The organism is Paenibacillus sp. DRB1-1, from assembly GCF_052119485.1.
GTDB lineage: Bacteria > Bacillota > Bacilli > Paenibacillales > Paenibacillaceae > Paenibacillus > Paenibacillus polymyxa_B.
Genome location: NZ_JBODQH010000001.1, coordinates 5,103,227 through 5,123,756, shown reverse-complemented (window position 1 = coordinate 5,123,756; position 20,530 = coordinate 5,103,227). Strand labels below are relative to the sequence as shown.

Below are 20,530 nucleotides of genomic sequence, written 5' to 3'. Positions count from 1 at the left end.
ATACACCTCTTTTGATAGCACTACTCTTCGTATTCCGTAAAATCTACGTTTTCCACGATCCAGCGCTTGCGCGGATCCACCTTATCACCCATCAAAGTGGACACCCTGCGTTCAGCCTTGGCTGCATCCTCTATCTGAACGCGTAGCAAGGTGCGTGAATCGGGATTCATCGTTGTTTCCCATAACTGATCAGGGTTCATTTCCCCAAGTCCTTTATAGCGCTGAAGCTCAAAATTTCGTCCAAATTCTTTTAAATAATTATCAAGCTGCTCGTCAGTCCAAGCATAACGCACCGTTTCGAGCTTACCCGACTTTCGAGTTATTTTATACAATGGCGGTTGAGCAATAAATATGCGTCCTGCATCAATAAGCTCTTTCATGTATCGATAAAAGAACGTCAACAACAGCACTTGAATGTGCGCACCATCTGTATCTGCATCGGTCATAATGATGATTTTGGAATAATTGCTGTCTTCCAACGAAAACTCTGTTCCTACTCCCGCACCAATAGCTGCTGTAATAGCACGGTACTCATCATTCTTCATAATATCCGCCAGTTTGGATTTTTCCGGATTCATCGGCTTGCCCTTTAGCGGCAATATGGCCTGAATTTTGGAATCCCGTCCCTGCTTAGCTGATCCTCCAGCCGAATCGCCTTCCACAATAAACAACTCATTACGTGTAAAATCCTTGGACTGCGCAGGCGACAATTTACCATTCAAATTGGAACTTTCACTGCGCTTTTTGCCGGAACGCATTTCATCCCGAGCTTTACGTGCAGCTTCACGCGCTCTGGATGCTTGAACTGCCTTCTTGATTAAAGTTTGTGCTATCTGCGGATTTTCTTCCAAAAAACGCTGCATCTGCTCAGATACGATGGCATCTACTGTACTCCGTGCCGAAGCACTACCCAGCTGATCCTTTGTCTGGCCGACAAATTCAACTTCAGCCATCTTGACACTGATTACAGCCATCATGCCCTCACGTAGATCGTTGCCCTCCAAGTTTTTATCCTTTTCTTTCAACATCACTGTTTTCCGGGCATAGTCGTTCATGACACGAGTGTAAGCGGTTTTGAATCCCGTTTCATGCGTACCTCCGCCACGTGTCGGAATGGAGTTAACGAACGAAGCAATCGTCTCTGTATAACCCGCATTGTACTGGATGGCAATCTCTACTTCAATGTCTTCTTTCTCGGCATTAAAGTGAATAACATCATGCAGCACATCCTTGCCCTCATTCAGAAAAGCAACAAACTGACTTGCGCCGCCCTCATAAAAATACTCATCGGACTTTCCGCTGCGTTCGTCTTTAAGTTGAATACGAAGGCCCGAATTTAGAAAAGCAATTTCCTGAAGGCGCTCAGCCAACGTATCGTAGTTAAAATGAATGCCTGCCTGAAAAACACGAATATCCGGTTTAAATGTAATTTTCGAGCCCGTCTTGTTAGTATTGCCCAGCACTTCAAGGCCTGTGGTCGGTTCCCCGACATGCTCCACGCCTTTCTTGTCCTGCCAATATTCAAACCGCTGACGGTGAATCTTGCCGTCCCGGTAAATTTCTACTTCAAGCCATTCCGAAAGAGCGTTCGTTACAGACGCACCTACACCGTGCAGACCCCCGGACTTTTTATATCCCGAACCGCCAAACTTACCTCCGGCGTGCAAAATGGTGAATACAACCTGAGGCGTAGGAATTCCCGTTTTGTGCATTCCCGTAGGAATACCGCGCCCGTTGTCTGATACTGTAACGGAACCGTCCTTATGCATTGTAATATCAATGCGAGAGCAAAACTTGGCGAGATGTTCATCCACCGCGTTGTCTACAATTTCCCATACCAAATGATGCAGCCCCGAAGAACTGGTGCTCCCGATGTACATGCCCGGCCGTTTGCGAACTGCCACAAGCCCTTCGAGCACTTGAATGTCGTCCGCGCCATATTCCGAAGCTCCGCTTTGTGTGCCGGACACTCCCGCAGACAAGTCGATTTTGTCGACCATTCATGCTCCCCCTTTGTCTAATCGTAACCGTGTTTTGCCTTATTCTTGATGATTTTCACCAAAAATGCAAACAGATGTTTTCTTTTACCTTGTCCATTTTAATTCAATATATCCCGTTTCGTAAAGACGGCGAATGAAACAATCAATGCCGCAGCCCCCCAAATGCCCAGTACAGCTAAAGAAAAGGGTAAGGTCATTCCCTCAATCGGGGCGGGGCTTCCAGATAAATAATCGGTTAATTCGAGGTTAACCATAAATAAATATTTAGCACTCTGCCAAGATGAAGCCATGTTTGTCAAAATAGTGCCCGAAATAAGTGTAGCCATCATGACCACGATACTTGCCGCCGTACTTCTTACCAGGACAGATACCATAAAGGCTAACGAAGCTACCACAAGACTGACAAACCAGATCAATCCGGCTTGCAGCATCAGATAATGCCATTGTGGAATCGCGTGTACAGCAGACAAATCCACCGTCGATCCAACAATTTGAAATCCGGTAAATACCGGAACATTAAAACCGCGAAAACCAAAAAACAAGCCTGATATGAGATAACTAATCACAAATACAGCCAAAATAATGAGCGAGACGAACATATACAATGTCAGCAGCTTGCTCAGCAGTATTTTCCACCGCCTGACGGGGCGGGTCAGCAACATTTTTATCGTGCCTGTTGTCCGTTCTCCTGAAACCAGATCGGAAGCAATGGCCATAATCAACAGCGGAACGAACAGATTTATGGAATTATCCATAAACTCTCTGGTAAAGGTGACACCACTCGGCTCATTAGGATTCACATCATTTTCCAAATAATATTGCATCTGCTGCACAAAGACCCGACGGTAGGTCTTCCATTCTTCGGGAACCCGGTCACTTCCCAGCGAGTTTTGATTATCGGTAATCGCCTGACGCAGTTCGAGCCGCCAATCATTGCCGAATTTTTCGCGATTGTTTTCTGCCACTTTCATCTGAGCGTACGTAAAAATCGGCACAAGCACAAGTAAAACAAGCAAAATGACATAAAATCGTTTCTTCTTGATAATTTTGAGTGTTTCATTTTGTACGAGCGGTAAAATGTTATTCAAGTATCTCACCTTCCGTCATTTTCAGGAATAGCTGCTCCAGTGTAGGGTTGATTTTGGTTACACCTTTAACGGAAATACCGGAAGCCGTCATTTGTGTCACCAGCTCCGCAATATGCTCTTCATCCATTTCTGTAAAAATTGCATTGGCTCCGCTGCCTGCCACAATGCTGTCATCAATTAATTCATCGGCGTTCGTAATTATTTGCACATGCGGAGAATTTTGCAATAAGGCAAGACCCTGATCACGAGGCTCCAGTTGCCATACGGCCATGTGTGAGTGCGTTTCAACCAGTTCTCGCACACCACCTACAGCTAGCACCTTTCCCCGACTTATAATTGCCACCCGATCACATAGCAGCTGGATTTCGCTGAGCAAATGGCTGGAAACAAATACAGCCATGCCTTCTGCCGCTAGCAAACGGATAAAAGCTCTCATTTCCTTGATCCCCTTGGGGTCTAACCCGTTCGTCGGTTCATCCAAAATGAGTAATTTCGGTCTACCAAGCAAGGCTTGGGCAATACCAAGACGCTGGCGCATTCCGAGAGAATACGTACTTACTTTATCATGGATACGGCGATCGAGCCGAACCAGCTCAACGACTTCGCGGATACGCTGCTCGTCTACACCAGACTGCATACGGGCAAAATGCTCTAAATTCTCCCACCCTGTCAGATAGCTGTACACCTCTGGATTTTCCACAATAGAACCAATATGCCGTAAAGCTTGCTCAGGGTCACGATTTACATTATGTCCACAGACGGTAATCGTCCCTTCTGTAGGCTTAATTAAATCCACTAGCATACGAATAGTCGTCGTTTTTCCAGCCCCATTAGGACCGAGAAATCCGAAAATTTCACCTGCACGAACGTCGAATGTTACATCATGAATGATCATTTTGCGTTTGATACGTTTCTTAACGTGCTGAACAGAGAGAACTGTTTCGTTATTGCTTCTGTCTCTGCCTGCGCTGCCAACCAGATTGGCGGAATGGAAACTGGACACTGCTGCATCCCTTGATGTCGGATTTTGGGTTATTCCAGCCCCGGTCTTGTCAGCAGATTGGATGCTCATTACTTGTTCCCTCCCTTTTTCACTTCAGCGGGTTGGCTACTTGTAGACTGTTGTTCATTATCCACATTATCGGCATCCTTCGTGGTTGCAACTGCAAACCCTTGCGCGATACGTTCAGCGATTGCCTGATAGCCCTGTCCGTTTGGATGAAAATGATCAGATGATAAATAGACGGGCAAATTTTGCTGGAATAAATCGAAAGTTGGAACCAGAGTCATATTGCTGTTTTGGTTGGTAATTGCCATGGCAGCCAGATTCCATTCTGTGACCACAAGATTACCGGGAATTTTCATTTCCTGCAGATCACTGAATGGATTATATAATCCGACATAGATAATTTTAGCATTCGGATTGATTTTCCCTACCTTTGTCAGCACTTTTTGCAGACGTTTGGCGGAATCAGGCACAGCTTTACGCAAACCACTGAGTGTAGGTGGCTCTTTGCCCGTTTGGGCAGCCTGAGCCCCCTGAAATAAATCATTTCCGCCAATCGAGACAATAATGACGTTAGCCTTTTTCAACACATAAGAAACACCAGGCTCATCCAGCTTGGTCAATAGTCCTTGAGTCGTCAGTCCATTAATCCCCATATTATTTATGAGCTGTGCCTTATGGCCTTCCTGATTATTTAACAAGCTCACCGACCGACGCACAAAGCCACTTCCGGAGTCATCCCCTGTGCCTTTGGCTAGCGAATCTCCAATGGCAGCTACCCGAAACTCTCCCGTCTGAGTAGTAGCTGATGGCGCAGTTTGTGCCTGCGATGAACCGGAATGTACAGGTTGAGTGCTAACCATTGGCTCTGGAGCCGTGATACTTTGTACTGCTGTAATAAATCCGTACAATAATAGCAATGTGGCGGCAATGGAAACGGAACCGACAGACCGCCAAATCCATTTTGATGAATTCACTCGTGTTCCCTCCTGATAGCTTAGTGAAATAAACATAAAGCTTCTCATATCATTTTGCAAATAAACCGTTCTGAATAAAAGCGCAATAAATGCTTAGAGTCACATATAATTTCCCATGAACATGCAAAAAAAGGATGGCAAATGGCCACCCTTATATTTTACTTTCTTGTGCGAATAGTTTATCCTCTCAACTCTAATCAGATGAACCAAACTATTTGCTATCTGGGATGAAACTTTTGATCCATTGTCCAAAACTGCCCGGATTTCGACTTTGAATCAGTACCGTCCCTTCACCGCGAAAGCGGCATACAAGCGCTTCTCCACTCGTTACGCTGGACAGCCAGCCTTTTGATGCTTTTTCAATTTTATAATCCATATAATCCGGCCATGCCACCAGATGAGCATTATCAATAATACGCTCCTCTCCTGGCGCGATATAAATGGGATGAATGGCTCCATAAGAGGACAGGAATACCGTACCTCGACCACTGATTTCTACGATAAAAAAACCTTCACCGGAGAATAAACCTTTCATCAGGTTTTGCATTTTGGTGCTGACCTCAATGCCTTCCGTACAAGCCAAAAAACCGTCCTTTTGGACCAACAGCCTATACGTGCCATCCAGTTCCACCGCTTGTACATCACCTATACTGGCAGGGGCTAACAACACTTCAGCCGGTCCCCGGGCTGCCTTCAGTTCTTGAAAAAAGAATTTTTCTCCGCTCAGCATTCTGCCTAAACCACGTAACAGTCCACCGTCTACCGTCCCCTTTATATCTACACTGGAAGACATGGAAACCATCGCTCCCATTTCCGCTTTAATCATTTCTCCGGGGTTCAACTGCACCTTGAGCATAGCAAAGGCACCTTCATGCACGATTTCGTAGCCCATTCGTTCACCTGGCTTTCCATAAGTAGTCTGCTATCCATTCAACTTGCTGCTATCATACTATAAATACGTCCCTTATGTCTTTTCTGGTATAAAGCAATGGTTACCCACTGGAGGAATAAGAGACACCAAAAGACCCGCTGAACGTGTCAGCGGGTCTCCAGATTAACGTCACATCACTATCTTTTCTTAGCAGCGACATAATGTTGGGAACGTATTTAATACATCTTAGTTACGTGTGAACTCTTGTACCCAATATCCATTGTAGTAAGCCACACCGATTTGTGTAAATTCTGCCTTCAAAATATTCTCACGATGTCCTTGGCTGTTCATCCAAGCTTTCATCACTTCTTGTGGCGTTTGTTGTCCCATAGCAATATTCTCACCCGCATACGTATAAGTTACACCGAATTTTTTCATCATATCAAATGGTGAACCATAGGTCGGAGATGTATGGGAAAAGTAATTGTTCGTACTCATATCCTTCGCCTTGACTAAGGCAACTTCTGTAAGCTTCGCATTCGATGCGAGGGGCTTCAGACCTTTTTGGCTGCGCTCGTTATTTACAAGCTTTACAACCTCAGCTGCAAATTGGGACTTGCTAAGTTGTGCATCCGATCCTGCAGACTGACCCGCACCTGAGTTTGTGTTTTGTTTTTGGGTCTGTTGCTTGTTATTAGACTGCGAAGCCTTTTGGCTACCCTGTTTGGTTGTTGTTTGTTTGCCGGATGAAGGATTTGCTGTTTTGTTTTTAGCCTTGTCCTTTTCAGAAACATCCTTAATTACGGTCTTTGTTATCGTAGTCGTCCCGTTGGACATATTGACGGTATATCCGTTATTTTGAAACCATTGTTGCAGTTGGGCAGTCAAATCGTCAGCTGGTGAAGCTGATGCCGGAACGATGAATCCTGCGGATAAAATGGCGCTTAGACTTCCCATCACCAGTGTTTTTTTCAACATATTCTTCATTTCGTCATCTCCTTGTTGCATAAATGCCTTGGTGTGAACGCGTCCGGTTACAACTTTGTAATCTTTACTCTAGCAGTATATCATGTTTTATAGCAGGATCAATGGTATAAAAGTTGGAAAAAAAAAGCCCCGCTCGGAATTGACCCATGCGGAACTAAGTTAAAAGTAGTGAGGCTTTAAGTATTAGATTGTCTTGTTATAGGCTGATTATCTAAGCTTTTTGCTGAAACGGTAGCCTTGCTTTTCAAAGCCGATTCGGTTGTAGAAAGCTCGGGCCTCTACTTGTTTGATGCGGTTATTCGCTCCGGTAATGAATAAATGATAGCATCCTTGCGCACGTCCCCACTCCTCACCACAAGCCACCAGGCGCTTGCCAATGCCCTCGCCGCGATACTCCCCGCTCACGACCAGCATGGTGATTTGTACGGCAGGATCAGGATAAGCCAAGCTTTGAGCCGTATGCATGCCGATTACTCCGACAACACGACCATCCATTTCTGCAACCATCATATTCGCTTGACTGTCCTCCCGCGTTGTTCCCATAACTTCTTTCATTACACCACAAGTCATCGGGTATCCGACTTCTCTTAGTAGTCCAGTTACGGCTTCGCAATCGCCAAGCTCTACGGAACGAATTGTCAGTACTGGAATCATCACATTGTTAGACATGATTTACCTCCACTTTCAGCATATTAGCAGCTTCTTTGGCCGTCTTCCGTGCTGTTTCCACATCTTCTGCAGCGCTAAGCGCTACAGCCATCCGGCGTCCCGGCTTGGTTTCAGGCTTCCCGAACACTCGCACCTGTGTCCGGGGTAGCAATAATGCATCATGCAGACCGCTTATTACAAAATCCCGCGTAGCCACTTCTGCCTTCAAAGTAGCTGAAGCTCCTGGTGTAAGCAGCGTGACGGATGGCACCGGGAATCCGAGAATGGCCCGCACATGAAGCGCAAATTCCGACAAATCCTGCGTGATCATGGTCACCATTCCTGTATCATGCGGACGAGGGGATACTTCACTGAATATGACGCCATCAGCTGTTAAAAACAGCTCTACGCCAAACAATCCGTAACCACCCAGTTCATCCGTAATCGTACGGGCAATGTTCTCCGCCTCCGAAAGCTGCTTGTCCGTCATGCCATGAGGCTGCCAGGATTCGACATAATCCCCATCTTTCTGAATGTGGCCAATCGGTGGGCAAAAAGTCGTACCCGAAACCGATCTGACGGTCAATAAGGTAATTTCGCTCTCAAACGGGACAAAAGCTTCAACAATGACACGTGTTGTTTTGGCACGCGCGCCTTCCAGCGCCGTATTCCAGCAGGATTCTGCATCTTCGAGTGCCCGGCATACAGACTGCCCTTTACCCGACGAACTCATCAAAGGCTTGACCACACATGGCGTGCCCAGCTCATGAACCGCCGACCGCAATTGCTCAAAGTTATCTGCAAACCGATAGGCAGCAGTCGGAAGCTGTAATTTCTCGGCAGCTAGCCTGCGGATTCCTTCCCGGTCCATCGTAAGACGGGCGGCACGGGCCGTTGGTACTACGTGAAATCCTTCTTGCTCTAATTCTTCCAAAGCACCCGTAGCAATAGCTTCGATTTCAGGTACAATTATGTCGGGCTTTTCCTTACGAATTAGTGCCTTCAACGCCTCAGCATCCTGCATATCCAGACAGTGAGAGCGATGGGCCACCTGCATTGCTGGAGCCAGTTCATAGCGATCTACAGCAATACATTCCACGCCAAGCCGCTGAGCTTCAATAATGACTTCTTTTCCCAATTCACCGCTACCCAGCAGCAGCATTTTCTTAGCCTTGGCAGAAAAAGGAGCACCCCACATCTTGAACTCTTCCCCCTCTGACGATATTGCTCTGATCTCTTTTCATCTTTATTTTCAGGGTTTAGCTCCAAGAATGCAATAGTGCTCGGCATTTAAATTTACAAAAAACGCGATTTTTTGATCTTTTTTTTACAAAAATCTGAACTGTGCTTCCACCAGCCCCCGATATATTCCATGTTTTTTCATCAATTGTTCATGATTACCACTTTCTTGGATTTCCCCATGATCCAGTACAACAATATGATCAGCATTCCGGATGGTGGACAAACGGTGAGCGACCATAAACGAAGTTCTACCTTCCAGTAAAACCTGAAGAGCCTCCTGAATTTTCAACTCCGTTTCCGTATCAATACTGGCTGTGGCCTCATCTAGGATAAGAATTCTTGGATTTGCCAGCAAGGCACGGGCAAAGGATAAGAGCTGTCGCTGGCCCATGGACAACATTCCCCCCCGCTCCTCTACCTCTGTTTCATAGCCAGCTGGCAAGTGAACAATGAATTCATGAGCATTGACCGCCTTCGCAGCCGCTTCAATTTCCTCATCCGTTGCATCCAAACGGCCAAATCGAATATTATCGCGAATCGTCCCCGAAAAAATAAATGTATCCTGAAGTACGATGCTAATCTGCCTACGCAAGCTCTCTACCGTGACATCACGCACATCTTGACCGTCAATCGTAAGCCGTCCTGACGTTATGTCATAAAAACGGCTAAGCAGATTAATGATTGTACTTTTTCCTGATCCGGTATGACCCACAAGCGCTATAGATTGACCCGCTTCAACAGAAAGATTGATACCTTTAAGCGCCTGACGTCCCTTTTCATATTCAAAAATGACCTTTTCAAATTGGATATCGCCCCGTATGGGCGGTAAATCTTTTGCTCCCGGTTTGTTCGCAATGTTCGGCTGTTCATCCATAAACTCAAAAATTCGTTCTGACGAAGCCATCGCAACCAGTAGCTGATTATACATTTGGCCCAGCCGATTAATCGGCTCCCAAAAGTTCCCTACATAGTTAGCAAACGCGACCAGTAATCCCACCGTAAGCTGATCTGTCTGAATTAAATGCGCTCCAAACCAAAACAGCACAAGCGTACCAAATCCTCCGGTAATATCAATAAGTGGGCCAAAAACCTGATTCATGGCAGAAGCCTTATCCCACGATTTTTTGCTAGAGCTATTCATGTCGTCGAAATAAGCCATGTTTTCCTGCTCCTGCGTATACGCTTGTGTAACACGAATTCCCTGAATAGACTCATTCAAATGAGAGTTGATACGCGAGTTCTTCATACGCACTTCTTGCCAAGCGCGACGGATGCGAACGCGCAGCTTGGTCGAGATCAAAAACATGATTGGAACGGTCACAATTACCGCTAAACCGAGCTTCCAGTTAATAAGCAGCAAAATGACAATAATTCCGATAAGCTGTACGCAGTCAATCAGGACATTCACTGCACCGTTCGTAAATAGATCCTGTAACGAGTTAATGTCATTCGTCACGCGCACTAATACAGAACCTGCCGGTCTCTTATCAAAAAAGTTAAAAGATAGCTTTTGAATATGCTTGAACAAATCTTCACGCAAATCGTAAATAACCCGTTGACCGATAATATTGGTGAATTTAATACGGTACGTGCTGGCTGCCCATTGAATCAAATATAACAAGAGCACGGCACCCGTGATGAGCAGCAGCAACTTTACGCTGGGCAGTGCAGGCCATGCGGGAGCAATTGCTCTATCAATGGCTAGACTGATCAAATAAGGAACGGTCAGCTTGGTAATAGTGCCGAGAATCATCATGACCAGAAGGATCGGCAGAATCTGACGGGCATAAGGCTTCATGTATGCCAGCAAACGTTTGAATTCTGACCAGTTAAACGGTTTGTCAATGACATCATCATCTTGATAGACAAAGCGTTCATTCGTTGGCTTTTTTAACGGTTTGACTTTTTCTGCGGGTATATTCATGGTCTCACCTGCCCTTCGGATACACCGTCTGGAGCCTGAGCTATGTAATCGGCGTATTGAATATGATACACATCCTGATATGGACCTGGAGTAGCAATGAGCTGTTCATGTGTTCCACGCTGGACGATTCGTCCTTCCTCAAGCACCACAATTTCATTGGCATGACGAAGCGAAGAGATTCGATGAGCGATTATAAATGTTGTTCGACCACGCATAACCTCTTGAAAACCGGTCTGTATTACATGCTCTGTCTCCATATCAACCGCACTGGTAGCATCATCCAGTACCAGTATTTTCGGATTTTTGAGTAGTGCGCGCGCGATGGCGATTCGTTGTTTCTGTCCTCCAGACAGTCCCAATCCACGTTCTCCGACGACAGTGTCATATCCCAGCGGTAGTTCAGTTATGAATTCATGCGCCTGAGCCAGTTTGGAAACGCGTATGATGTCATCCATACTGACATGACTTAAACCATATGAAATATTGTTGCGTATAGAGGACGAAAACAAAAACGTCTCCTGAAACACGGAAGAAATTTGAGCACGCAAATCGCGAATCTTCAAGTGACGTATATCCTTGCCATCCAACTTGATACTTCCTGAATTCACATTATAAGCGCGCATGAGTAATTGAATAATGGTAGACTTCCCTGACCCCGTTCCTCCTAAAATTCCAATGACTGATCCCGGTGGTGCGTCTAAATTGATGTCAACAACAGCAGGGAGCTTATTTCCGTAAGCAAAGGTAACATGCTCAAACGTAACATGTCCTGCCACCTGATCGACATCGAGTGTAAGTGCTCCAGCTTCATCGGTTACATCTATGGACTGATTTAGCAGTTCCAAAACCCTTTCACCAGAAGCTTTGGACTGCGTATAGTTATTGATATGAAAGCCAATGCTCCAGATGGGGCCGATAATATACCAAATTAAGCTAAAGAAAGCGACGAGCTGCCCCAAGGTCATTGACTTCTGAATGACCAGATACCCGCCCATGCCCAACAGAAGGACCACACTGACAGAAGCAATCAGTTCCATAGCAGGGAAAAACCGACTCCATAAGGAAGCAGCCTGAATTTGATTACTTTTGTATTGCTCATTACGTACTGAAAATTTCTCAACTTCATATGATTCGCGGGCAAAAGATTTGACGGTTCGCACACCTGTTATATTTTCTTGGACCGCTGTCGTCAAGGCGCTAAGGGCAATCCGCATTTCCTGAAAGGTGGGATGAATCCGGGATTCAAACTTGAATGTGACGAAGAGCAGCAATGGCATGCTGATCATCGTAATGAGGGTGAGCTGCCAGTTAATATACAGCATCATCATAGAGCCGAATACGACCATCAGTAGCACATTGAGGAGTTGGGCAAAACCAAACCCAATAAAGTTACGAATTGCCTCCAAATCACCAGTCAGTCGGGACATGAGATCCCCCGTTTTGGCAGTGTCATAATATCTGAAAGACAGAAATTGCAGCTTTTCGTAACAAGCATTGCGGAGTCGGTACGCCAAGTAGTTACCTAGCCTTCCACCAAAAAAACCATGTAAAAATTGCATGAACCCTTTGATGATGACTACTCCCAGCACAGTCAGAGCCAGCGCCGGGACTTTCCCGAAGTCACCGGGAATGATAGCGTTATCAATTAGCCTTTGGAGCAGGTTCGGATACACCAGTCCCAGGGCCGTCGCTATCGCAAGGCATAAAATAGAAAGAAACAGATAGTGTCTCCTCTCGCGAAAAAAAACTTGCAGTTGCCTGAGCACTTCCATGTCAATGTCCCTCCATTAGTTGCACGACGTTGTTATATGGCTTAGTGAAGTTTACCATTCGCGTTCCAAGGCGGCAAAGAGGATAACAAGCCGTATTCAGGCAGGTTATCAATTGGTGGGTGATTAGACAAATTAAATCGCTTTCTTATTATTGAATATGGCTATTTACTCAGTATTGCTTTCTTTTTGGAGCATGCATAAAACACCGGGTTGTCCCACAACCCGGTGTCCTGAACTTTAATAAATGGTGTACTTATTTATCTTTACTCCAAAGCCGCAATCTTGCCAGCAAGCTCTTCCCAAACCTGTGGCTGCTCACCGCCCATAAGGGCATGCTCCATGCCACGAGTCGTCTCCAGCATTTGCTCTCGAAGCTGAGCTTTCTGCCACATTTGTTCCTCCTGCATCAGCCTAACGTAAAAAGAAGACATTCGTTCTCGTTGCTGATCCACAGCTTCCCCGATTCGCTCGCGTAATATCGGCTCCAGTTTGGTTTGTAGATTCGCACGCCCAGTTCCTTCAAAAAATAGCTTTGGATTTTTAAAGCTATTCCAATAATCCTTCCAATGAATAGACTCCTGCAGAGAAATTTCATTCAGCTCGGGAACAGCCCAGTTTCTGGATTCAGGAATCGTGCAATCTAGTCCTTGCAACTGGTGATTCATGTGTTCTACGCACTGTTGTATAGCCTTGTGCACCAAAATTTGGCCCGTTTTTTCCAACCGGAGTGTGGTTGCCAGTAATTCCTGAGACAGCTCCAGTTCGATTAAACGCATCAGCTCACGACCACAAGATGCAAAAGCCGAACGAAGATCACCTACTCCTTCACGCAGAACAGATGGATGAAAAGCCTCTGCCATAAATTCTCCAGTCCGATAGGATAGCCTTTGACGTACATGATACAGCAATTCATCGGTTTCGCCCGATAACACAGATGCACCGTTGCTGTCAGTCAGGCCTAGGAGCGTATGCTCCAATTCCCCACGGATGCGAGTTAATCGCTCTAATCGGATCTCACGTTCTTCCACACTATACCGGGCATCGGTTGCATGTTGCTCTATGCGGTTCCGCAGCCGGCCCAGTTCCTGCATAGCAGAAGCAATGGACAAACCTGCCAGCTCTTCGGCTGCGAATGCTGAAAAATCATCTTCAAATGCATCAAAACGTGAAGCTGAACGCAGCGACGCCTCTCCCTGTTCGGCAGCTTCCAACGCCAGCATACTGGAAAGCGGATAAATACGTGGTTTTCGGATTCCATTCGCCTGTAGTTGTTCCTGTACATGCTGGGTAACAGAATGCAGTTCTTCTTCAGAAGAAGCCAGATCTGATGCATTAACTATAAAAAACGTCTGATCCAGCGCCAAGGTCTCTTTAACTCGACCTAGTTGGTTCAGGAACTGGCGATCACCTTGCGTAAACGCATGGTTATAATAGGTGACAAATACAAGAGCGTCCGCATGCTTCATATAGTTGAAAGTCACGCCTGTGTGTCGTGCATTCACAGAATCCGCTCCTGGCGTATCCACTAGTACGATGCCCTGACGGGTCAGGGCGCAATCATAATAAAGGTCGATATGCTCCACAAAGCATGATTTGTGCTCAGACGCAACAAAATCCCGATACTGCTCTAAATCCACCTGAATCTGTTCTCCCAGCAAGCTTTCAGCTTCTTCCCATCCGGCTGCGGCAGCCTTCAAAAAACTATAATGAGGCCTACCCGCAGGATGGATGCCTTCCGGAGATAAAGCATGAACGGCTTCTTGCCAGCCCGCTGCCGCTGGTTCCCCCAAACCTAATAAGCGAAATGAGTATTTAAGATCTTCCCGCAGCGCGTCCACTGATTTCATATGGACGTCAGCCGTGGCATGGCGCTCAGCACTTGCAGGCGCCATTATGCGGTTAATCGCCGCTGTCGTCGGATGCGGCGATACGGGCAACACAGCTTCACCCAGCAAAGCGTTGGCGAAGCTGGATTTCCCAGCGCTGAACGCTCCGAACAGCGCCAATGTAAACTGCCCGCCCTCCAGCGCAGCGGCGCGGGCATGTAAATCCCGTACCGCCGCTTGCATGGCAGGGTACGGGCTTACCAGGGCAGCGGCGGCCTTCAATCGGGCCGCTGCTGCATCCAGCCGCGTGCGGCGGCCTCCGGCGGCAGGCTGTGCTGCCGCCGTTCCTGCTAGCGGCTGCGCCGATGCGTTGCGCGGGCCAGCGATGCCAGGACGCGCAATGCCCGTTGGTGCCGCAGCTGGCGGGGCAGTAGCGGCGGTATCGGACGCCGGTGCAGGCGCGTCCGCACGGGGCAAGCCGCCTGGCGCGGAAGCCTGCGGCAGCAAGCTGCGCAGCAGGCTGGCGTGCGAAGCCGAGGCCTGCACGCGGGTGCTGTAGCGGCTCGCCGCGTCCGCCTGCGCCAGCAGCGCAGTGCGTGCATCCGCGAGAGCCGCGCGGCGGGTTTCGGCTCGCACTGCAAGCTGGGCCAGCAGCTGGTCTACCAGCATTAGCGCCTTACGGCGACAATCGGCGGTCACAGCAGCGCGTAGATCCTTGCAATAGTTCAACGTATACTCGGGAGACAACGCATTTTCCTTCACCGTCTGCTCCACCAGTTGCCGGTCCGTCACAGGGCGGATATCATCCAGCTCCTGCTCCATCGCAGCGGACCACAAACCCTGACTGTCACCCCAAGACCTCAGTAGCTCACGTATATGAGGAAGCAATTGTCCCTCCACCTGATCAGTCAGCATTCCTGTCAGCCGTTCCAAACGGCTTTCCTTTTCTCGTTCAGTCTTTCCTCCTGAAAACCATAGCCCTGTTTTGAAGCCCGCCTTGCGGCTCTCTAAGTATTCGCCTGCGGCTTCACGTAGCTCCGCTGGCGTCAAATGTGCGTGTTCCAGTAAATGATCCAGCTCTTGACGCAGTCGTTTACGCTCCTGCTCCGGAAGCATCTTCCAGTGTTCATCTTCTTGCTGCAAGGTTTTCTGCTCTAAATCCAGGCGCAAAATGGCTTCTTCTCCACCTGCATCTTTTAACAGTGTGTTCAGTTCCTCTTCTTCAGCTGCCTGCACAGTCTCCACATGTTGCTCTACCAAATGATGCATAGAGGACACTAAACTGTATGCCAAAAGCTCTGTTTTTCGCTCCAGCAATTTCGGAATCAGGTGCGTCAACTGTTTCCACTGGTTCCATGGATGATTCTGTTCCTTCAAGGAAGTAAAAAGGATATCCGTATAATGAACCTGCCAGGCATGGAAGCTGGTCTCTACCTCATTACGATAACGTGTAAATGAAAGCTCTCGCTCCCGGTGTTTATCGATTTGATTGATGATCAAATATAACGGCTTGCCCCAATCCGACAAACTTTTGGCAAAGGACAAATTATTTTCAGATTGGACATGATTGTAATCCATCACATAAAAAACAATATCTGCCCAATGTAAAGCAGAATGTGTCGCCAGCGCATGTCCGTGGTCTGTGGAATCTACGCCTGGTGTATCCAGCAGCACTCCTCCGCTAGATAATATCGGAACATCCTCCCACACTTGAACCGATTCATAGGCTCCACCATTTTTACAATACTCAGCAAGCTCGGACAGGGAGGCTTCCATGCTTTCCGGCTCTGGGTTTTCCGCTGATTTGGCTGGATGAATGAGCGCTCTAGGACGTCCATAACGGATGGACACTACATTAGCGCTCGTAGGCACCGGTCCAGACGGCAGTACAGTTTTACCACACAGGCTGTTAATCAAGCTCGATTTACCCGCTGAAAAATGTCCACAAAAGGCAATGGTCAGCTCCTGCGCATATGCTTTTTCCAGCAGATCACCTATCGCCTTTGCTCCCGCTTCATCCCCGGCTTTACGCAATGTATTCTGTATCTGTTCTATCGTATCCAACCACTTTCCCGCATCTCCTGTAATCGTTTGCATCATAAGCTACGGTTCCACTCCTTATCACTTGTCTGCACCAAATAGCTATATTGTAGCATTCCTAAGCCGTTGTGAGAATCATCACATCAAAAAAACTAAACAGCGCTCCCCGCCAGTACCTGGCTTTAGGGAACGCTGTTTTCGTACATGATAATAATAAGTTCATTTTATTCTGTTCAAAACGGATCATTAAAAATAAATATTTAGGCAACCGAATGCAATTCATCAAAGCCCTCAAAGAGCACCGACGAAGCAAGATATGTATACAACGGGTGAGCCTGCTCATCACATACATTCACCTTTTAGAACATGGGGAACGCGACACCATAATTCAGGGTCAAAATGTATGCACACTTCATTGGAACGAGGCTCTATCCATATCAGGATGGTCTGCAAGGTTCGTGTATATATGCGCCTTCGGGCTGGTTAAACCAGCCGAGCCGCCTACACCGGAACATGCAACGCATGTCGTCCGCGAATTGAACTTAATTGGCTGCAGTCTCAAGCACTGGCAGCAAAATTTCAAATACTTGACCATGCTGTAAAATCGTAATCCCACGGGATTTGTCCTTCATTACGACCACTTCTGGCTTTTGTGACATACGCTCCAGATAATGTTCAGGTACATCACCGGAATGACTAACTGTGATTCCCTCAAGCTCGCGCTCTTCGTTTTCAGCAAATTCTGTTGTTACAATTTGCTCAAAAATATCAGAGAACGCTTCAAAATTGTCTGTATATACCGAAATGCACTTCATACTCTTCATCCTTTTCTACACATAAATGGTTAAACCCTCTGTTACTCTGTGGGTCTTTAAGCTCTACGTTCCTTATCTTTTCTGATAAGAGACGTTTTCATACGTTTCTTGCCTTCCCTGCACACATCAAGTAACGGACATACCTGACATTGAGGATTTTGAGCTTTACAATGGTAGCGTCCGAAAAAAATAAGCCTGTGGTGGGTCAAAGACCATTCATCCCTAGGTACCCTCTTCATCAGCTTTTTTTCCACCTCAAGCACTGAATCATCCCACCCTGCAAAACCGAGCCGTTTGGAAATACGCTCTACATGCGTATCTACCGCAATAGCTGGTACATTGAAAGCAGTAGATACTACCACGTTAGCCGTCTTACGGCCAACACCGGGTAGCTTAACCAGTTGATCGTGCTCCGAAGGTATCTCTCCCCCGTACTGGTCTATTAAAATACGACAGAGGTTATGAATATGCTTGGCCTTGTTTCGGTACAAGCCAATTCTGCGAATATCCTGCTCCAGTTCCTCAAGAGGAACAGCCAAATAATCCTCAGGTGACTTATATTTTTGAAACAGGTCTGCCGTTACTTTATTGACCATCTGATCGGAGCATTGAGCAGACAATAACACGGCGATCGTTAATTCAAAAGCATTGTCATGGTTCAACTCACAATGGGCATCCGGAAACATCGTACCGATGGTGTCCAATATATGACGTGCGGTTGCTGCATTCACGGAAATCCTACCTCCTACCAAAAAAAACGTCTTGATACGGTATAGCCCGCATCAAGACGGTCACTCTAAATAATCATCCGGAAAGAAACGAATACTATTTGTGCATGACCGCCTGCATAGGCGAGAAATACACTCCTATATTATCATTATCTGTCACAGATTGCACGTGAAAAGTGTGTAAATCCCCAAGAAATTTTCATACCGTCTGATCGGTTAGCGGCTCATGGGATGATCCAAATCTACATGTCCCATTAAGGACTCTAAAGATTGACCATCTACGAGCAAATCCAGCGTTTTAACTTCCTTGAATTGGAACATTGTTTTCTTCAAGGCATCGATAGCCAATTCCTCGCCGCCAGCTCCCAATCGAGCCTCGTCCGGCAGGGAAATATCAAAAGTCAATGCACCGTTATCCAATTTGATCTTATGCACGGAAATTTTCTCGGACCACAACGGGATAAGAGCAGAATCCCCACTCTTTTGCAGAGCTTCAAACGCTTTTTGCAATTTTTCCAGCTCGCTTGGATAGGTAATTTCCTTTTTCTGTTCTTTCAAGCCGTTCTCTTGTGTATCCGTATAGTACACCGTAATCTGCTGTGTTTGTCGATCTCCTGAATTTTCCGTGTCCGTCTTGGTTTTTGTAGGCTCTGTTGACGGAGATGCAGGTGTTTGACTCGCCCCATTATTTTCAGCAGATTGAGCCGATGGTTCAGGGGTCGTCTGTTCAGGTGTACTATTTTGTGCATTCGAAGTTTGTGTTTCCTGAGATGGAGTCGCAGGAGCCGTTGTTTGCTTAGAGGCACACCCTGCACCTGCAATGGCAAACAGTGCCAGCAGACCTGCAATTACGATTTTCTTGTTCATATGTCCCCCTCCTTGCTTGACGTTGACAAGCGATTTGTTGAAGATTTATTTTAAGTCGAGATACTCTGTGATTCCATCTGCAATCCCTTGAGCTACCCGGTTTTGAAAATCTTCATCAAACAGTGTGGCTTCCTCTTTTGCATTACTCAGATATCCTACTTCAAGCAATACGGCTGGCATAGTCGTTTCCCGAATTACATGGAAATTGCCATAACGAATGCCTCGGTCTGTCAGACCCGTCGCAGGAGCAAAGTACTTATGCATAACGTTAGCGAACGCTTTGCTTGCACTACGCTGGTAATACGTCTCTGTACCGTTGGAAGCTGAGCTACCGCTGCTGTTAGCATGAATGGACACGAACACGTTAGCATTAAGGTTTTCAGCTACTTTTACGCGCTGTTTAAGCTCCAAGAATGTATCATCACTGCGTGTCAGCACAACCTCAAGCTTGGGGTTCTGCTTTAATATGCTTTCTACTTTCAGAGCCATAGCTAAGTTGAAGGTCTTTTCATAATTTTTTCTTGAAACACCAACTGCTCCGGAATCTTTTGCTCCATGACCAGCATCAATAACAACGACCTTTTTACCATTGCTGTTAGTTGGTGATGTCTGCGTGTCATCCGGCTGTGAGCCATCTGGTAATGCTGCGTCTGGCGTGGTATTCACTGAATCTTTGGAAGCCAGATCGACGATAACACGATTCGAACCATCATTATATGCGGTATAATTCATGGCATGTTTTAAATCAATAACAACGCGCACCGTTGAAGGTTCCTTTTGAAATAAAGCATAACGGATACCGGACACATCCGCTTCATTCTCAATGTCCAGCGAACCATTTAAGTTGCTATCCAGCTTTTGCTGCTCTCCGAAATTGTCAGCAAACGCAGTCGCTGGCAAATCCACCACTACCCGATCAGGGCCTGCCATCGTAAACGCTTTCGGCTTGACGGCACTGGCTGTTGTGATGGTTAAACGGTTTTGGCTGAAACTAACTCCCTGCACCTGTGTAACACCTGAGTTCGCGTTATTCGTTGGTGCAGTAACACTACCAGTACCTGTACTGTTATTTCCGGACTTGGGAGGTGTGAATTCCCCGTTTCCAGACCCGCTACTGCGGGTATATAATTTTACGGACTTGGAGCTGCTGTCCCATTTTACGTCCAGTCCCATTTGCTCGCCGATAAAACGAAGCGGTACAAGGGCATAATTGGAACGCAGCAGAGGCGAAGCATCCAGACTAATGTCGCTTCCATTGACAGTCGCCGTCTTACTTCCGATTATCATTCGGATCGAGGTACTGTCTTTCTCAATCGTTATGGTTCGCGCCTGCTGCTTCCATGTCACGTCATATCCCAAATTTTCAGAAATTACGCGTAGCGGGACCATTGTACTTCCGCCAATTACTTGTGCCTTAGCACCACTAGGGACACTTAACTGTTGATCGTCGAGATAGATTTGTGTTCCACTCGAAGCCGCATGTCCATAACCCGGAACCGCCCACATGAAGACAAATAATAACAACAAAAAACCAAATTTCTTCATTCGTCACCCTTCCATTCATAATTTTTTTGCCACATGCTCCGGTGCGGCGACCTGATATACGCGCTTATGTAATATCAGACAACCTTATAGACGTTATCTCACACCAAAAGTTGCGAATATATTCCATCATAACAGAAATATACGTGCCAAAGAACTATTTTTGTCGAATTTTGACTAAAAATATAGATCATTCG

General features: G+C 46.6%; 15 protein-coding genes. All 15 read right to left on the bottom strand.

The genetic code is table 11. The features are described 5' to 3' along the window. Positions 1 to 20 precede the first annotated feature (20 nt). Positions 21 to 2,000, bottom strand: coding sequence for a DNA topoisomerase IV subunit B (gene parE, locus ACQW03_RS22905; protein ID WP_441951876.1), 1,980 nt, complete (start codon positions 1,998 to 2,000; stop codon positions 21 to 23). A 98-nt stretch (positions 2,001 to 2,098) separates the two neighbouring features. Then, positions 2,099 to 3,088: an ABC transporter permease gene (locus ACQW03_RS22900; protein WP_076293083.1), complete on the bottom strand. Its 990-nt coding sequence runs from the start codon at positions 3,086 to 3,088 to the stop codon at positions 2,099 to 2,101. Beyond that, a complete protein-coding gene (locus ACQW03_RS22895; RefSeq protein WP_220029748.1) occupies positions 3,081 to 4,160 on the bottom strand; it encodes an ABC transporter ATP-binding protein in 1,080 nt (359 codons plus the stop codon). Before ACQW03_RS22895 ends, ACQW03_RS22900 begins: the two co-directional genes overlap by 8 nt. Then, positions 4,160 to 5,107 (bottom strand): GDSL-type esterase/lipase family protein, encoded by a 948-nt coding sequence (locus tag ACQW03_RS22890; protein WP_441951873.1) that lies wholly within the window; start codon positions 5,105 to 5,107, stop codon positions 4,160 to 4,162. Before ACQW03_RS22890 ends, ACQW03_RS22895 begins: the two co-directional genes overlap by 1 nt. A gap of 175 nt (positions 5,108 to 5,282) precedes the next feature. After that, complete coding sequence (locus ACQW03_RS22885) at positions 5,283 to 5,963, bottom strand: TIGR00266 family protein (RefSeq protein WP_076293080.1); 681 nt, start codon at positions 5,961 to 5,963, stop codon at positions 5,283 to 5,285. A 225-nt stretch (positions 5,964 to 6,188) separates the two neighbouring features. Next, positions 6,189 to 6,929: a CAP domain-containing protein gene (locus tag ACQW03_RS22880; protein WP_071641271.1), complete on the bottom strand. Its 741-nt coding sequence runs from the start codon at positions 6,927 to 6,929 to the stop codon at positions 6,189 to 6,191. Positions 6,930 to 7,136: 207 nt separating this feature from the next. After that, positions 7,137 to 7,598, bottom strand: a complete 462-nt coding sequence (locus ACQW03_RS22875; RefSeq protein WP_013310623.1) for a GNAT family N-acetyltransferase — start codon at positions 7,596 to 7,598, stop codon at positions 7,137 to 7,139. Beyond that, positions 7,591 to 8,775: a formate-dependent phosphoribosylglycinamide formyltransferase gene (gene purT, locus ACQW03_RS22870; RefSeq protein ID WP_071641273.1), complete on the bottom strand. Its 1,185-nt coding sequence runs from the start codon at positions 8,773 to 8,775 to the stop codon at positions 7,591 to 7,593. The genes ACQW03_RS22875 and purT overlap by 8 nt, the downstream gene beginning before the upstream one ends. Before the next feature lie 129 nt (positions 8,776 to 8,904). Continuing rightward, positions 8,905 to 10,743 carry an ABC transporter ATP-binding protein gene (locus ACQW03_RS22865; RefSeq protein WP_071641275.1) on the bottom strand — a complete coding sequence of 613 codons (1,839 nt, stop codon included), beginning with the start codon at positions 10,741 to 10,743 and terminating at the stop codon, positions 8,905 to 8,907. Then, positions 10,740 to 12,515 (bottom strand): ABC transporter ATP-binding protein, encoded by a 1,776-nt coding sequence (locus ACQW03_RS22860; RefSeq protein ID WP_441951870.1) that lies wholly within the window; start codon positions 12,513 to 12,515, stop codon positions 10,740 to 10,742. The genes ACQW03_RS22865 and ACQW03_RS22860 overlap by 4 nt, the downstream gene beginning before the upstream one ends. A gap of 263 nt (positions 12,516 to 12,778) precedes the next feature. Beyond that, entirely contained in the window at positions 12,779 to 16,441 is a 3,663-nt protein-coding gene (locus tag ACQW03_RS22855; RefSeq protein ID WP_441951868.1) for a dynamin family protein, read from the bottom strand. 482 nt (positions 16,442 to 16,923) lie between these two features. Further along, positions 16,924 to 17,196, bottom strand: a complete 273-nt coding sequence (locus ACQW03_RS22850) for a hypothetical protein (protein WP_013310628.1) — start codon at positions 17,194 to 17,196, stop codon at positions 16,924 to 16,926. A gap of 56 nt (positions 17,197 to 17,252) precedes the next feature. Continuing rightward, positions 17,253 to 17,927, bottom strand: coding sequence for an endonuclease III (gene nth / locus ACQW03_RS22845; protein WP_023989081.1), 675 nt, complete (start codon positions 17,925 to 17,927; stop codon positions 17,253 to 17,255). Between the two features lie 213 nt (positions 17,928 to 18,140). After that, complete coding sequence (locus ACQW03_RS22840; RefSeq protein WP_023989082.1) at positions 18,141 to 18,791, bottom strand: GerMN domain-containing protein; 651 nt, start codon at positions 18,789 to 18,791, stop codon at positions 18,141 to 18,143. Positions 18,792 to 18,836: 45 nt separating this feature from the next. Continuing rightward, positions 18,837 to 20,336, bottom strand: a complete 1,500-nt coding sequence (locus ACQW03_RS22835) for an N-acetylmuramoyl-L-alanine amidase family protein (RefSeq protein WP_071641281.1) — start codon at positions 20,334 to 20,336, stop codon at positions 18,837 to 18,839. Positions 20,337 to 20,530 lie beyond the last annotated feature (194 nt).

Bases quoted from the DNA above. Each gene is read 5' to 3' on its own strand.
- parE (WP_441951876.1), bottom strand. From the start codon at position 2,000: ATGGTCGACAAAATCGACTTGTCTGCGGGAGTGTCCGGCACACAAAGC.
- ACQW03_RS22895 (WP_220029748.1), bottom strand. From the start codon at position 4,160: ATGAGCATCCAATCTGCTGACAAGACCGGGGCTGGAATAACCCAAAAT.
- ACQW03_RS22890 (WP_441951873.1), bottom strand. From the start codon at position 5,107: ATGTTTATTTCACTAAGCTATCAGGAGGGAACACGAGTGAATTCATCA.
- ACQW03_RS22885 (WP_076293080.1), bottom strand. From the start codon at position 5,963: ATGGGCTACGAAATCGTGCATGAAGGTGCCTTTGCTATGCTCAAGGTG.
- ACQW03_RS22880 (WP_071641271.1), bottom strand. From the start codon at position 6,929: ATGAAGAATATGTTGAAAAAAACACTGGTGATGGGAAGTCTAAGCGCC.
- ACQW03_RS22875 (WP_013310623.1), bottom strand. From the start codon at position 7,598: ATGTCTAACAATGTGATGATTCCAGTACTGACAATTCGTTCCGTAGAG.
- purT (WP_071641273.1), bottom strand. From the start codon at position 8,775: ATGTGGGGTGCTCCTTTTTCTGCCAAGGCTAAGAAAATGCTGCTGCTG.
- ACQW03_RS22865 (WP_071641275.1), bottom strand. From the start codon at position 10,743: ATGAATATACCCGCAGAAAAAGTCAAACCGTTAAAAAAGCCAACGAAT.
- ACQW03_RS22860 (WP_441951870.1), bottom strand. From the start codon at position 12,515: ATGGAAGTGCTCAGGCAACTGCAAGTTTTTTTTCGCGAGAGGAGACAC.
- ACQW03_RS22855 (WP_441951868.1), bottom strand. From the start codon at position 16,441: ATGATGCAAACGATTACAGGAGATGCGGGAAAGTGGTTGGATACGATA.
- ACQW03_RS22850 (WP_013310628.1), bottom strand. From the start codon at position 17,196: ATGAAGTGCATTTCGGTATATACAGACAATTTTGAAGCGTTCTCTGAT.
- ACQW03_RS22840 (WP_023989082.1), bottom strand. From the start codon at position 18,791: ATGAACAAGAAAATCGTAATTGCAGGTCTGCTGGCACTGTTTGCCATT.
- ACQW03_RS22835 (WP_071641281.1), bottom strand. From the start codon at position 20,336: ATGAAGAAATTTGGTTTTTTGTTGTTATTATTTGTCTTCATGTGGGCG.